At 46.8% G+C, this 13,348-nt stretch carries 6 protein-coding genes; all 6 read right to left on the bottom strand.

Features of this window, described 5'->3' with window-relative positions:
* Positions 1-30: 30 nt before the first annotated feature.
* Positions 31-1,644: a response regulator transcription factor gene (locus BM200_RS09285; protein ID WP_175532810.1), complete on the bottom strand. Its 1,614-nt coding sequence runs from the start codon at positions 1,642-1,644 to the stop codon at positions 31-33.
* An 88-nt stretch (positions 1,645-1,732) separates the two neighbouring features.
* Positions 1,733-3,445: a sensor histidine kinase gene (locus tag BM200_RS09280; RefSeq protein ID WP_091184271.1), complete on the bottom strand. Its 1,713-nt coding sequence runs from the start codon at positions 3,443-3,445 to the stop codon at positions 1,733-1,735.
* Between the two features lie 14 nt (positions 3,446-3,459).
* Positions 3,460-5,013 (bottom strand): ABC transporter substrate-binding protein, encoded by a 1,554-nt coding sequence (locus BM200_RS09275; RefSeq protein ID WP_091184269.1) that lies wholly within the window; start codon positions 5,011-5,013, stop codon positions 3,460-3,462.
* A 109-nt stretch (positions 5,014-5,122) separates the two neighbouring features.
* On the bottom strand, positions 5,123-11,488 hold the full coding sequence (locus BM200_RS09270) for an S-layer homology domain-containing protein (RefSeq protein ID WP_175532809.1): 6,366 nt from the start codon (positions 11,486-11,488) through the stop codon (positions 5,123-5,125).
* 118 nt (positions 11,489-11,606) lie between these two features.
* Positions 11,607-12,437, bottom strand: a complete 831-nt coding sequence (locus BM200_RS09265; protein ID WP_091184264.1) for a carbohydrate ABC transporter permease — start codon at positions 12,435-12,437, stop codon at positions 11,607-11,609.
* Between the two features lie 20 nt (positions 12,438-12,457).
* Complete coding sequence (locus BM200_RS09260) at positions 12,458-13,333, bottom strand: carbohydrate ABC transporter permease (RefSeq protein ID WP_245772960.1); 876 nt, start codon at positions 13,331-13,333, stop codon at positions 12,458-12,460.
* Positions 13,334-13,348 lie beyond the last annotated feature (15 nt).

The following is a 13,348-nucleotide window of genomic DNA, read 5'->3' as shown; positions in this document are numbered from 1 at the left end:
CAGACTTGTTTCTGTCCCCGCATGTCCGCACTACAAGCTGTTCTTGAACTCTTGAGGCGTCATCCCGTATTGGGTTTTAAACAACTTAATGAAATACTGCGGCTTCTGATAGCCGACTTCATGCGCGATTTGACTGATCCTCAGATCCTTGTGCTTGAGCAATTGAACCGCTTTCTCCATTCGCAGGCGAAGCACATAGTTCGAGAAATTTTCTCCTGCCTCCTGCTTGAATAGGTTGGATACATAGACAGGATGCAGATTGACATGGTCGGCTACCGTTTGAAGGGTTATGTCGATGATGTTGTTTTGTATGAATCGGCGGATTCGTTCCATTAAGTCAGATCGTATATTGTCCGAACGTCTGTCGCTGTAAGCTTTGATTTGAACATAGCTGCCGAAGGCCCATTCTTTTAACGGCTCCACGCTCCAACTGGCATCAATTTTCAACATCTTCTCGATATCTCTTCCAAACACCTCAAAGATCCGTTTCCCTTTCTTGTGCAAATAATAGGAGTATGCTTGCAGCAAGGTGACGTAGATTTCAACCCCGTATTCGCGGGCTCCGCTGCCTGCGCCTTCCAGCTCATCAAATATCCGGTTCAGCTTGCTCTCAAATGCCGTCCACTGCTCGAAATCAATTAACTCCATAAACGTTTGGGAACGATAAAGCTCCGCAAGCGGCTGAATGTCGAAAACTTCCTTTGTTTGCGCCACATGAAAAAAACTTTCCGTCTGATAGCCGATATAATCGGTATAGATCGATAAAGCTGAGTGATACATCGGCATGATGTCTTTTGGGAATCCTCCCGAATTGCTCAGTACAATGGAAACTTTCGACTTTAAATACAATTTGATTTGATGTTGGGAGAGTCTTGCCAAATCTTCTATCGAAGCAGAGCTGTCTTTGCCCGATGGTTCTGCTTGATTGGGTTGCACCAGGAAAATCAGGTAATCATGCGAATCTTTACAATACATCACATTAAATTTATTCGTGAAAACTTCTTCTACAATGTTAAACATGGCATATTCGATCAACGAGAGACTATAAAGATCCGTATTCGAATAATCCTCCTCCACTCTCATGCATAAGAGGATGGCCTCCCTGTCAACAGAAAAGGGAAGCCCATATAAATGGATCTTATCCTTCAAATCTGACAGGGGGTAATTTTTGCCGGATATTAAGTCAAACAAGAACATCTCTCTTAATTTGGGCAAGCTTTCCCGAAAACGGTAAACAAATTTCTGCTGATTTAAGAGCTCGTTTCCTTCTTCCGTAATCCGTTCAATAATATTGCGAAGGGTTTGCTCCAGTTCCTCGTTTGATACCGGCTTGAGCAGATAATCGCATACCTGCTGTTGAAGCGCTTCTCTCGCATATTGAAATTCATCATAGCCGGTTATAATAACCGCCTTCGTGTTTTTCCATTTCTCGTTTATTCGGGCGATCAATTCAAGCCCGGTCATTCCGTTCATATGGATATCCGTTACGACAATATCAACGGAACGGTAATTCAACAGCTCCAGAGCCTCTTCGCCGGAATAGGCTTTATAAACATTGGAGATCCCCATTTGCTCCCACGGCAGTCCGATCGCCAGACTGTCAACCAGGTGTGTGTGATCGTCCACGATCAATATTTCGTACACATTCATTCCCCCTAAAAAGAATTGTCACCCTTACAGCCATATTCAGGCTGTGTGTGATGATTCTTACCTCGAAAGCATTCGGCTTCGATCAGGATACACTTTCCTTACTGCTCCAACTTAATTGGACGCAAAGTCCCCCTAAATGGGATTGACTAAGCTGTAAGCCTGAGTCGCCGCCGTACATTAACCGCAGACGTTGATGAACATTTTTTAGCCCGGATTCTATCTCTTCACTGCTCGAATAGATCTTCTTTCGGATCGACTCGATCATGGAATAATCCACTCCAGTGCCCGTATCCTCAACGGCCACATGGTTCATCCCATCTTCACTCCAGCACCTTATTTGAATCATTCCGTATTCCGAATGATTGTTGAATGAATGCAGAATCACATTCTCGACAAGCGGCTGTACAATTAACCTTGGAACTTCGAGATCCTCCATCTGCGGCTCGATCTCGATATGAAATTCAAAGTCGTCTCTGAGCATGCAATGGATTTCCAAATAGAAATGAATTAAGTCCAGTTCCTCTCTCAGCCCTACCATCTTGTTTCCCGTCTTGGTCGTATATCGGTAATATTTGCTCAAATTCATGGTCATTGAAATGGCGGCTTTGTTTTCACCCAGCTCAATCATGCTCTTGATATAAGCAAGCGTGTTGTACAGAAAGTGCGGGTTAATCTGCGATTGCAGCTGTTTGAGCGTCGCATCCTTCGACCGAAGCTGTTCTTTATACACATCCACAATCAGTTCTTCTATTTTTGACGCCATGGAGTTAAATCGGTCATAAAGAAACCGGTATTCCCCTTTGGGCTTGTCTGTCATCCGTACGGAATAAATCCCTTTTTCGATCAAATTCATGTTCCGGATCATTTTCCGGAAGGGAATCTGAATATTGCGATACATCACAAAGGCAAGATAAGCCCCCATAAACAGAAGCATGCCGCTTATGACATAAAACATGGTCTGGTTCCGGCTGATTGGCGCCATAATATGACTGATTGGTACGTAGTCAACAAGATACCAGCCTAATGATTCCAGTTTTTGATAATGAACCTGATACTTCGTTTTGTCGGATTTAAGCAACATATATCCGCTTTCTTTCGAGGGATCAATCCCCTTAAGCCGGGGTAGAAATTCGTCAATTTGCTTCACATTAACCGAGTAATTATAAATAGGGTCTGCTCCAGGATGGTATAGAAACGGATCCCCCGAACCATTCGCTTTAAATTCGGATAAGGCGCTTCGAAGCGCCCCGACGCCGAATTTAAGCACGACTCGCATATGCGCCTCGCCTGACTCCAATGAATTCTCGGGGTAGGACAGTACTTCCATGAAGTATTCCTCATTGGAATCGGAATAGTATTGCCAAAAGGTATCTTGTGAGGGAAGTTCTTTCGGAAGCGCATTCAGGCTGGAGTTGCTTTTGATGACGATTCCGGTCTTAGGATAGAGAACGGCAATCACCGCTTTCCAATCGCCATAACCGGCAAGCCGATTGATTTCTTCAGAAACGGTTCGATTGATTCGATATTTGCCTAAGACATCGTCAAGCAAATCAGGATAGGCTAAATTTCGCACATCCGTGCTTTCGTACAGCATTTTCTTATAGGTATCCAGCCGGAAAAACAACTCATCCAATTGATTGGCGAACGTTTCAATTTGATATCGCTTCACCTTAATAATCTCGTCCGTCAATACATCCGTGCTTGTTCGATTGGACACGGCAAACAGGAGCAGGATCGGGATAAGTAAAATTAACAAAGTCGCTATCAACTTGGTGAATATGTTAAATCTGCTCATGATCGATCGTCCTCTCAACCTCGGGCCTGGAGTTGGAATTTCGAGAACTGCTTTTTCAATTCGGAAAAAACAATGTCAAAGCCTGCCTTCTTGAGAGCTGCGATGGCATCCTCATAATATGGATCATAACTGGCCAATCCAAAAGTGATAGGCTCGAATTTTTCCTTATAGACCGCCATGACTTGCGCAATTTCATTCTTAACCGGAGCCTCGTTGAAATGAAAACCGAATAGTTTGGAAATGCGAGAATTCTCGTCGTTCTTAAGCATATCAACGATAATGTCATCTTCTACACGGGCAGGCGCGATAAAATAGTCCTTGTTCCGCCACATCCATTCGTACATCAGCTGATCATTGGTCAATTGCTTGATTTTACCGTTGTCCAGTTCGTAATCCTTTCCCTCTACCCCATAAATAATAAAATTGTAATTTTCTTTGCTATGCAGAATCCAATTCATAAACATCATCGCGCGTTCGGGATTTTCCGATGCGGAAGTAATCATAAAGGCTTCATTGCTTGGAGTGGTAATATACTTTGGCTTCTCCTTTGCAAGATAATACTCGCGGAGTCTCGCATTCGGATCGGCATTCCGCGCCGTTTGCAGATTTTCCATCGCTCTGGAGACCGCACCTACACGGAAAAGGAGCTTGCCCGCATTCTCCTGATCAATCTTTGCAGCAGGATTGCCTACAAGATTCTTGTCAATCATCCCCATATTCACCCATGACTCGCGTAATTGAGCTACTTTTTTGTATAAGTCAGATTCCACATAGCTTAATATCTCTCCGGAATCCTCATCCACCATAAATAACATTCGCTCGTCCAATGAAGAATAGTTTCGATCCGTTAATTCGCGCCACAACAATTCATGCCCGCGATCGGTTTCCAAATAACCGTAATAACTAGGATCTATCGCGTGCATGCTTTGATAAAACCGTTCTAAATCGGCGATTGTCTTGATGTCTGTCATGCCGACCTTCTCCAGCAAATCCTGGCGGACCATGACAGAGGAGAATTTCCCGGCGGACGTAAAGGCTTGAGACGGTATCGCCCAAAGCTTCTCGTCAATTCGGTTCTGCTTGAAATTCTCATCGGGTATATGTTGAATAAGATCCTGTCCGTATTGGACCAGAAGCTCATCTAATGGTTGAATATAACCTTTGGTGTAATAGACAGAGACAAACGGTGCGCCGTACCAGAACAAATCGTAATCTTCTCCCGTGGATAAGGCGAGCTCCAGTTTTTGTTGGTAGTTCGACCATGGGATATACGTCAGTTCAAGATTCATATTCAAATCTTTCTTCAGCCGGTCGTTCAGTTCGTTCTCAACGAAGTCGCCCATGCGAGCCGATTGGTCGCCTGGCATGATCACTTTTAACGTGACAAATGTTTCTGGCTTGTCTTCTCCTTTGTTATCCGATGTATCGGCATTATGGGACCCTTGCGTACCTGATAGGCCTGGGCCAAAATAGTGGTTAAATAAGATGTACGCAAGAAATACGAGAAGTATCGCAACCGTACCAATAACAGCAGCAGGCTTCATTTTATAACGCTTCCCCTTCACCATAGAGTCTCCCTGCTAGTCTACACTAATTCTATTAACGTGAATACGCTTCCGTCATAGAACAGGAGCACATGCATGCTAACCTCATGTGCTCCATTATTCATTCCAATATTTAGTTCATAAATTGCACAAACTGCAAGAACCGTTTGATCATAACAGCGGCTTCAGCTCGGCTTGCAATCGCAGCGGGATCGATTGTCGTTTCCGATTTCCCTTTCATTATTTGAGCAGTTAGCAATTCCGCTATCGAAGATTTAGCCCAAGCGCTAATCGAGCCTTTATCCGTATAGCTGCCTAGAACATTTTCATTTACTTGAACCGATTTGTTCACATAGTTCAGAGCTCTGGCTAACATAACGGCCATTTGTTCACGGGTGATTCGTTCATTTGGTTTAAATGAACCATCCGTATAGCCGTTAATGATTCCCGCATCAACCGCTGTTGCAATCGCGTCAGCGAACCAGTCCCCCATGGCTACGTCGCTAAAAGCGGCGGACGTAGCCGGAGTACGGAGTCCAAGGGAGCGAACAAGCAGGGCCGTGAACTCTGCGCGAGTAATCGCTTTGTCCGGTGAGAAGCGGTTAGGCGCGGTACCGTTTATAATCCGCTTGGAGGCCAGCAGCTCGATATCCGATTTTGCCCAGTGGCCTTTCAGATCAGCGAACGTTTTGCTGCCCGAGCTAGATACCACCGCATAAATGCTGTTCCCATTTCGTTTGATTACAACTTCGGAATGTCCCCCGTTATCCTGAAGTACCGATGGAACAAAGGTGAATGTCCCTGTATCCGGGTCGAATAGAAGTGCGGTCGTGTTCGCTTGATCAATGGTTCCCGGCACCCTAACTGATCTCTCGACGTAGGTGCTGCCGAAGCTGGTTATTTCGATTGACTGTCCGTTTGCTTGAGCAAAAATTTTGTAATCCAGGGCAGGGGCAAGCAAGGTCAGCCCTTCTTTACTTGCCTGTTCAGCCAACAGATCCGACGTACGGCCTGCAACTTTGTCGATGACGATACTTATCGTCATCTCTTCAGGGCTTGCGCCCAGCTTTTGCGCTAATGCTGTGAGGCCTAAAGCTTGGACAGGAACCTTATAGCTTCCGAAATCCGTCTGTACAAGGATTGATGCATCCAGCAGCTCATTCCCCGCAAGTGCAGATGACGGCACATTGACCTTCACGCTTCCGCCGTTATTTTTCAATTCGATAATAACGGAATTCGATTTTGAATGGTTGTGAAGAGCACGGAAGGCATCTTGAAGCTTCTTCGAGTCAATGGTTGCTTCGGTTACGCCATTTGTTGACGGAGTAATCGTTACCGCATTTTGTCCCAGCTTGATTCCGTTCTCCGTAAACTCTGGAGCTGGTTCAGAAGTAGTGCCCCCAGTGGACGGATTCGAAGTTGAACCAGACGCAACCGTCACCTGAAATTGCTTTTCCACATTGCCGTCAGACGACTTAGCCGTAATAACGGTACTGCCGACGCCAACAGCCTTGACCAGGCCAGTGGCAGATACATAGGCAACTTTATGGTTAGCCGAAGACCACACTACTCTAGTATTGCTAGCATCTGCAGGAACGACTGAAACATTAACTTGGGCGCTGGAGTCTGGGGACAATTGTATCTGGCCGGCCGTATTCGCCGTTAAACCCGTAACCCTTATTGGGGCCTCGGCAGCACTGTTCGATACGTCTACACGACCCAGACTCAGCCAACCGTCACTATTCTGCTCCGCATTAGCGAAGCGGAATTTCTTGGCGTCCGCATTGATTTGCTCTAACGGATTCACATAACGCATTACTATTTGATAACTTCCATTGCTTAATTCCGGATTGCTAGTGGATTCAAACAGCTTATTGTTATCGAATCCATTCGTATTAGGAAGAACGTCTTTCAGATCCCAACCCGGTTCCCATACTTTTACAATGCCATCTTCTGATTTGGCAGCAAGCTCTACCTTCCAGTTGTAGTAGAACGGCGCTACTCCTTTGTTCTCAAGCTCTACTCCTACCTTCAAGCTTCCATCCGATGCATCCAGATAGGCAGCGGGCACATAATATTCATAGCCCATGCTGCGTGATCCTTCCGTAGCTCTTGCTAATGCCGCGGACTCCAGCGGAGTTTGGAATATTCCTTGCGCAATTAACCAGGATGCATGGGTCAAGCCCAGACTTGTGTAGTAATCTTCACCTTGGGCACCCTCGATTGGCGTCGATGGTTCATTGTATACTGGCGGATCATTGTTCCACATCTTCACTTGAATTTCCGGTCTCATCTCTCCGCCCATGCTGTTCGTTTTCCAGAAATCCGTTACCCCTGCGTCGTTGACTCTTCCCCAGAAGTGCCAGCCCTGCCCTCCGAGGCTTGGCGGAAGCGTCTGGAAAGCAAAGGAATCATCATGATAGCCGACATCGAAATTTTTGGTTTTTAAGATGCTGTTGTCCATCGGATATCGCAACACGAGCTGCGTTTCGTTAAACGCATCGTCCATAGCGGTAAGAACCCGCTTCAGATTAGCATCGGACGGCATCAGGTTTGGCGATTTGATATTCCCGTCATAAGGATAGGTATGCCATTCCCCCCAGAAGCCAATCAATCCGATCATCAAAGATCCGATGCGAGGATCGCCGTCATATCGCGCTCCAAGCGCCCCAATGAAATTGTCTAAGGCTCCCATTAAACGCTCGTCATTATAATTCGGCGCTAAGCTCGTGGCATCCTTACCATTGTTGTATTCCGAATAGGCATACGTCTCAAGCCCTTCATCGATTAGGAACTGCGGTATACCCGAAGGCTTATTCGGATAATCCAGATAGACCCTAAATACGGCATGATTGCCTCTGGACGCTACTGCGTCAAGCCGTTTGTCCAGCTCCGTCCAATTAAAGTCATTCAGGTTGTTCATCAGTTTATTAAGCGGAAGGTAGAAGAACTCCAAGCTGTAAGGCAGCTGTGTCGGCCGGTCTCGCCAATCATCGCCTTCTGTAAAATAAGCTTCCTCAGCTGCATCGTAGAAAGGCAGGAAGCCTTTCAACGGATTATCTACAGGAGCATTTTGATACGCAAGTGCCTGCGTTCCTGCTGGTGATGCCCAAGCTGGCGGAGCCGGGTGGTCAACAGGATCTGTTGTTGGGCCTCCTCCTGATCCGCTTGTTCTGCCGGCTAGTGCATAGAGGCCAATCTGGTCGATGCTGAGAACATTGTCAGATTGATTTTTTGGTCCAAAGCCGAATTGAATTTGAAGAACCTTGCTCGAGTCGAACTCGGCGTCGCAAGCATTGCAGCCTTGCCATGCCGACTGGACGAATGCGCTCCAAGGAATTCGAACCATTCCTTTGTAACCTGCAGCGATAGATAGGGAGCCTCCGCCAAGGGTGGTTGACTTCCAGCCGTCTTCCGCATCGTAGAGCTGTACGTTTCCTCCTTGTTTCAAGGAGAACTCACCTTTAGGCGCATCTGTTACCAGCGAGATATTCAGGTCCATAGCTTTGCTGCTTGGCGATATATTGTTGACCCAGAATGTGAGTCCGTCAAATGCGGACCAATCCTTATCTGTCCCGTTAAATGCCATGCGTTTAATGTTTACCCAATCGGATGCCGATTGGCCCGGAGGAGGGGACACGGAAAATTTCATCGATTGACTGCCATTCGAGAAGTTCACTTGGTCAATCGTTCGAAGCGTAGACGGCTCTCCGGATTCCCAGTCTATCCGCCAAATATTGTGCAAAGCAGCATCGTCCGCATACGATTCGAAATCGTCCAATATTTTATCTGCCCGGTAGAGCATAATGTCATCGATGGTGATGACGTTATGACTATAGCCCGCTGGCGGGTATCCGAACTGAAGCCCGGTTACTTCGCTTGAATCAAGCGCCGCTGCGCATTCTGCCTGAACACCGTCGCACTGCCATGCGGATTGAACGAATTGATCCCAAGCGATTTTCACAACGCCTTTGAAACCCGCGGGCACATTAAGCGAGCTTCCGTTAAATGCCGCAGGGTGCCAGCTTCCATCAGGTGAGATCGTTAAAGCTGACCCGCCTTCTTTTAACCCAAACTCGCCTTTGGCTGCAGGCGTTTGAAGCGCGACATTCAAGCTGAAATTTTTATTGTCGTTTGTTGTATTGTCCACCCAGAAGCTTAGTCCGTCATACTTGGACCAATCTCTCTTGCCTGAAGGAATGGAATGGATAATATTCGACCACTCTGAATCGGCAATTGCAGTCGAAAGCTTTAGGCCCTTGCTTCCGCTCGATTGGCCAAGCACTCTCGTAACGGAGCCCGGCTTGTCGGACCACGCTTCCGTCCATGCTTGCCCAAGAGAAGCGTTATCCGCATAGGATTCGAAATCGTCTATGAGCCCCGGTTTGTCTGAACCTGAACCAGGATCAGTGCCTGGATCCGTACCAGGATCCGTATCTGATTCAACTTTATCCGTAAAGTAGATTTCATCGATAGAGATCGTTCCTGTAGTCCCCCAAGCAGCTTGCGAGATCGCAATGCTCCAGATCGTTTGCGATAGATCTACTCCTTGAGCAGGCAAGTCGATTACGAGATCTTTATAGCTTGTCGTTATCGTATCGCCGCTGAATTGACCAAGTGTTTTCGTCACGCCGCCAATACTGACATTGACCTGATTCTCTTCGCCTCCGGCGGCCCCTTTCACCCGAATGACCAGTTTGCTCGTATCTGCAAGATTTCTTCCGATATTGGTCTCCATCCGTGACATATTCTGAACCTGCAGCGTTAATGCGCCGTCTTCTACAACACCAGCGCCGCTCCCATTTGCAAAATTGCTTGATCCCGTCCATTGGTTCAGATCATTTTGAGTGCTTCCGGACCAGGCTGGAGTCCCGTCGTAATCATCCACAAGCAGGCGCTTTGGCGGGGCCGGCGGCGAAGTTGGAGGCTCCAAGCAAGGTGAAGCGCAATCCCCTATCCGCACTGACCCCAAATTCAGCCAACCTTCGCTGTCTTGATCCGTATTCGCAAATCCTACTCTTTTCGCCTTGCTGCTCATTTCCTCTAACGGATTAACGACTTTCATCACTAAATAGTAGTAACCGTCATTCAAGTCCGGAGCAGCAATAGTCGTATCGAAATAATAGGGTTCACCGAATGGAACATATTTCGGATCACCAGATACATTCCATTCCGGATACGTTCTGATCTCCAAAGGCATTACCTTTGTCATATCCCAGGTTGTATCCCACTCTTTCACAAGCTTTCCTGATGCATTCTTTACTCCCAGTTCTACCTTCCAAGGATAAGTGAAGGGAGCAACGCCGTTATTCTGAATGGTTACGCCAACCTTAAGCGGGTCACCTTGAGCAATATCATTATAATAGGCGCTCTTCACATTCAGATCGTAGCCCATCTTTCTCACGCCCGCGGCAACGGCAGCGTCATTAGCATGATAGTTGCTGATACCGCCTTGGTTGATCATCCACGTCGCATGAGTCAATTCAATATCATCCATGGCGTCATCCACATTAGCGCCGCCGGTAAAGAAATTGCTCTGAATTTCCGGACGCACTTCTCCGCCAACCGATTCCGTTATCCATTTGTTCTCCGAACCGGCTTCCAGCATCTTGGTCAAGAACGAATAATAGGCTCCGCCCATGCTCTCCGGCTGCGTCACGCTTTGCAGCGGATCGCCTTCCTTATATCCGAAGGAGTCATCATGATAGCCCATGTTGTACTCCGATGCGCCAGGCAGGCCGGGATATCGGACTTCAATCTTCGTGTAATCGAAGGCCGCATCATATTCGGTGAAAAGCTTCCCGATCGTTTCCGTACTCGGCATGTAGTTCGGCAATCCGTCTGCAGCATCTTCATCGTAAGGGTAAGTATGCCACTCCCCCCATAAACCAACGAGGCCCATATGAATAAATCCAATGCGCGGATCTCCGTCATACTCTGCTCCGAAAGCTCTAATAAAGTTTGTCAAATACGTTACCATTAATGGATCGTCATAATCAGGCTCATCTTGGTTAAAGGTATCGTTATGACGCATGGCAACGCTGCTATCGTGAATAAACGCCGGTATGGCATCCTCTTTTCCCGGATACTCAAGATAGACTCTAATCGCCGCCTGATTCCCTCTTGCCGCAATGGCATTTAGCGCCGGCTCAAGACCAGCATCGAATGTATAGGAATTCGGGCCATTCATCACCGCTTTCAGCGGGACATAATACCATTCCAAGCTGTGCGGGAAGGAAGTCTCCGTTTCCCACGGATAGAACGGCGCGAATCCTTTCAGCGGATTGTCCAGCGGGCTTGGGGCATAGGTCAGATCATGCTTGGTTAGAGCACTATCCACCGCTGGGCTGGGATACGGATTAGCAGGTACGCGCGCCGGGTTCGGATCCGCACTTACTTTGCTCGCGGCATTCCCAAAGAGCGTGCCCAATAACAAGCTTACAATGAGCATAACTTTGAATGATGTCTTCCCAATATCGTGCACGGAAAATAGCTTCATCAAAATCCTCCTCTTCCTATTTGAAAGCGCTGTCAATAAGAGGTTTACTTTTCTGCCTATGGCCAACATCCAGTGAGAAAAACAGGTTAATCCGGACTCGAAGAAGTCCGGATGCCTTTTATCCTTTTGTCGCGCTGAAGGCGATGCCTTCAATAAATTGTTTTTGGAATATAAAGAAGAGGATAATCATCGGAACGACAGCCATAAAGGCACCTGCCATTAACACCGGGTAATCGGTCCCAAACATGGATACTAGCGTCGCTATGCCTGATGACAAGGTCATCTTCTCTGGAGAGCTATTAATAATAAGCGGCCATTGCAGCTCATTCCATGCCCATTGCAGTTGAATAATAACAATGGCTACCAAAGCCGACCTGACTAAAGGAAGCATGATATGCCAATAAATTTGAAACGGATTGCAGCCATCCAGAACGGATGCTTCTTCCAATTCCTTGGATATACCCATAAAAAATTGTCTTAGAAGAAAAGTAGCAAAAGGGCTGATTAACGAGGCAATCCAAAGCGCGGTAACGGTATTAACGAGTCCCAATTCACTCATCATCATGTATTGCGGCGTATAGAAAACGGGATTTGGCACCATCATGACCGAGAGAATCAAGATAAAGAGCAGAGAGCTTCCCGGAAACCGTATCCGGGCAAAGGCATACGCCGCCATCGAACTAAAAATAACCGGAAATACGGTCTTCATTACCGCTGATATAACCGTATTCAGGTAATAATGCGGAAACTCCGATTGCTTGATCGCCTCAATATATCCTCTTAAGCTGGGGGCATCCGGAAAATAACGGATTGGAATTTGCGTAGCTTCCGTCGTTGTCTTCAGCGAAGTCAGTACCATCCATACAAATGGAACGAGCATGGCGATGGCGCTGATAATAAGAATGATATGAACAACCAGGTTGATCTTCTTAGGCGATAAGCTGTGCATATTTAGGTCTTCCCCCTTCCTTAGTCGTAGTAGACCCATTTTTTCTGAAATGCAAATTGGATGCCTGTCAGCGCAAGGTTAATCACCAGCAATACATTGATAATGGCAGCGCCATAATTGCGATCATTATAAATGAAGCTGTTCTGGTAATAGGCATAAACAAGCGAGCGAACCGACGGAAGCGCAACATTCGTCTTTCCGATAATCAGATAGATAGAGTCGAAGATTTGCGTAGCTCCAATTAATAGAATGATGCTTGTGAAAAACAGGGTTGGCGTTAACATGGGAATCGTAATGAATCTAAACTTGTTAAATCTCTTGGCGCCGTCAATATCCGCCGCTTCATAAAGGGATTTCGGTATCCCTTGCAAGCCTGCGAGAATCAGCAGCATATTCATGCCGATTGCCCCCCACACGCCAACGATAACGAGCACGAGCATGGCATAATGGCCATTAGACAGCCATGCCATACGCGTCCCCAATAAATGGTTGATAAGTCCGAAGTCCTGGGCGAATAAGACAACCCATACCATCGCTGCCGCGGCGGGCATGGTCACTTGAGGCAAGAAAAAAATAACACGATAAAGGGAAACCCCTTTAATCTTCGTATTTAGCAGGACGGCAAACAAGGTAGAGAGCACCAGCGTAACAGGCACAAACATAGCCACATAAAGCAGGGTATTGCGTAAATTCTGCCAAAACTCTTCGTCATGGACTAACTTGACATAGTTATCAAATCCAACCCAATGGTTAACGGTTCCGAAATTTGAAGAATGCTGGAATCCCAGCAAAATCGATTGAACAACCGGCCAACCCCAGAAAACCAATGTGCCTATGAGAGTTGGCGCAATCATGAAATAGGCCCACACATATCTGCTTCTGGAATTCAATTTCACCACTCCCTATTCATT

It is taken from the genome of Paenibacillus catalpae (assembly GCF_900112695.1).
In the GTDB taxonomy this organism is placed as follows: domain Bacteria; phylum Bacillota; class Bacilli; order Paenibacillales; family Paenibacillaceae; genus Pristimantibacillus; species Pristimantibacillus catalpae.
The sequence above is the reverse complement of the archived record's forward strand: the minus strand, read 5'-3'. Positions and strand labels throughout refer to the sequence as shown.

Coding starts and splice junctions, on each gene's coding strand:
- BM200_RS09275 (WP_091184269.1), bottom strand. CDS start 5,013: ATGGTGAAGGGGAAGCGTTATAAAATGAAGCCTGCTGCTGTTATTGGT.
- BM200_RS09265 (WP_091184264.1), bottom strand. CDS start 12,437: ATGCACAGCTTATCGCCTAAGAAGATCAACCTGGTTGTTCATATCATT.
- BM200_RS09270 (WP_175532809.1), bottom strand. CDS start 11,488: ATGAAGCTATTTTCCGTGCACGATATTGGGAAGACATCATTCAAAGTT.
- BM200_RS09280 (WP_091184271.1), bottom strand. CDS start 3,445: ATGAGCAGATTTAACATATTCACCAAGTTGATAGCGACTTTGTTAATT.